The 1,604-nt window shown below is 62.1% G+C and carries 4 protein-coding genes; all 4 read left to right on the top strand.

Annotation, left to right across the window (positions count from 1 at the left end; all coding sequences use genetic code 11):
- Positions 1-278, top strand: a 278-nt coding sequence (locus tag MKK82_RS31230) for a hypothetical protein (protein ID WP_243987914.1), incomplete at its 5' end; no start/stop codon positions are given.
- The gene (locus MKK82_RS31225) at positions 275-550 is read left to right on the top strand and encodes a hypothetical protein (RefSeq protein ID WP_243987913.1); all 276 of its coding nucleotides are present in this window, start codon (positions 275-277) and stop codon (positions 548-550) included. The genes MKK82_RS31230 and MKK82_RS31225, both read left to right, overlap by 4 nt.
- Positions 547-897, top strand: coding sequence for a hypothetical protein (locus MKK82_RS31220; protein ID WP_243987912.1), 351 nt, complete (start codon positions 547-549; stop codon positions 895-897). The genes MKK82_RS31225 and MKK82_RS31220 overlap by 4 nt, the downstream gene beginning before the upstream one ends.
- Positions 898-1,407: 510 nt before the next feature.
- On the top strand, positions 1,408-1,604 hold a 197-nt coding region (locus MKK82_RS31215; protein WP_243987911.1), incomplete at its 3' end, for a cold-shock protein.

Raw genomic sequence — 1,604 nt, 5'->3', positions numbered from 1 at the left:
GCCGGGATCCGGTTTCGAGAGCGGAAAACGTAACGATGGCGACGCAGGCCTATGTCCTGAGCTTCGTCCTCCGCTTCGCGGGTTCGGACTCGGGTACAACACGGCAGATGGTGAGCATCGCCGCTGAGACGGCTGAGGAGGCTGTGGACCTTGCACGGTTCTACCGCGCTGGACTGCCGACCGGGTCTGTCTGCTCTACAACCCTTACTGATGCTTCGGGATCGGTAATCTGGTCGGAGCAGGAGCAGGATGGATTGAACGAAGAGGATCATCCATGACCTACACCGTCGAGCATCTCGCCCCTGGCAGCTACGACATCCTGCTCGACGGTGCGCTCGTCGCGGCGCTCGTGCGTGAGGTCGACCGCGGTGACACGGTTCGCGAGTGGCTGATCGAGCTGCTCGACAAGACGTTGCCGGCAGAACGGCCCGCGCCATTCACCGCCCAGCAGCACACCTTCGACACGCGCACGGCCGCGCTGGAATGGCTTGGGATCCATGGCGCAGGCGAGAACGCCGAGAAGCGGCTTCGGGAGCATCTGGCGTTGTGAGCGATCAGCGCGACGAGCGGCTGGATCCGGTGGACGAGGGAATGAGCGAGGAGAAGCTCGACGCGTTCGTTACGATCGGGCGGCAGCTTGCGGCGAAGATGGCTGAGGCGAATTTCCGGATCGTCACGTCCCGTCCCGGCTGGACCATGGCCGACGTCGAGGCTGAGACCGAGCGCGCCATTGAGCGCATAGAGATCAACTCGCGAGACCTCGTGGCGGCCCAGGGTGCTGACCCGGATGGCGAGAACTGGCGGACGATCTGGACTGCAATGGAAGGCGGTTACCGGCAGAGGATGATGGATCTGCTGCGCGTTTCAGGCGTGCGGATCGGGGAGAAGCTACAATGATTTCTCGTTTGCAATTTACGACGATCTGAGCATGGCCCCGGCTCCGAGGGCGGGAAGGGTTAGCGCGTGATTGACAACTACGTGTAGGTCACAATCGCTGCCGTGATTGTCGTCGGCGCCATAGGAGCAGCCGTCTACTTCGTAGCCGCTCGACACGATCGAATTCAGCGATAGGTTAGTTTGGGGAGCAACCAGGAGCCGATGGCGTGACTACGGGCGCGCAACTCCTAGCGGCACGTCTTTCCATCGGATGGTCACCTACGAGGTTGGCCGAACGAGCCAAGGTGCCTTTGGGTGTCGTGGCGCGAGCTGAGAGCAGCTCTGGCGAACCAACGATCACTATCGCCCAGTTGAACGCCCTGACGCAGGCTCTGCGCGCTGCCGGTGCCAGTTTCCCGCCTGCCGATCTGCCTTGAGGCGTCCCATACTCGCGTGGAACGCTGGACCGAGAAGGGCTAATTCAGGCAGACGGCACATCGCATTGGCGAGCAGGCTACCAGGATTATCTCTATGGCTACTGGTATAGTGAGGTGGTTCAACGAGACCAAAGGCTACGGCTTCATCCAGCCCGATGACGGCAGCGGCAGGGACGTGTTCGTCCATATCTCGGCTGTCGAGCGGGCCGGCATGCGTAGCCTGATCGAAGGGCAAAAGGTCTCCTACGACGTCGAGGCCGACCGGCGCAGCGGTAAGGAAAGCGCCGCCAA

The organism is Methylobacterium sp. E-046 (assembly GCF_022829625.1).
GTDB lineage: Bacteria > Pseudomonadota > Alphaproteobacteria > Rhizobiales > Beijerinckiaceae > Methylobacterium > Methylobacterium longum.
This window is presented reverse-complemented; position numbering and strand designations above follow the sequence as displayed.

Bases quoted from the DNA above. Each gene is read 5' to 3' on its own strand.
- MKK82_RS31225 (WP_243987913.1), top strand. From the start codon at position 275: ATGACCTACACCGTCGAGCATCTCGCCCCTGGCAGCTACGACATCCTG.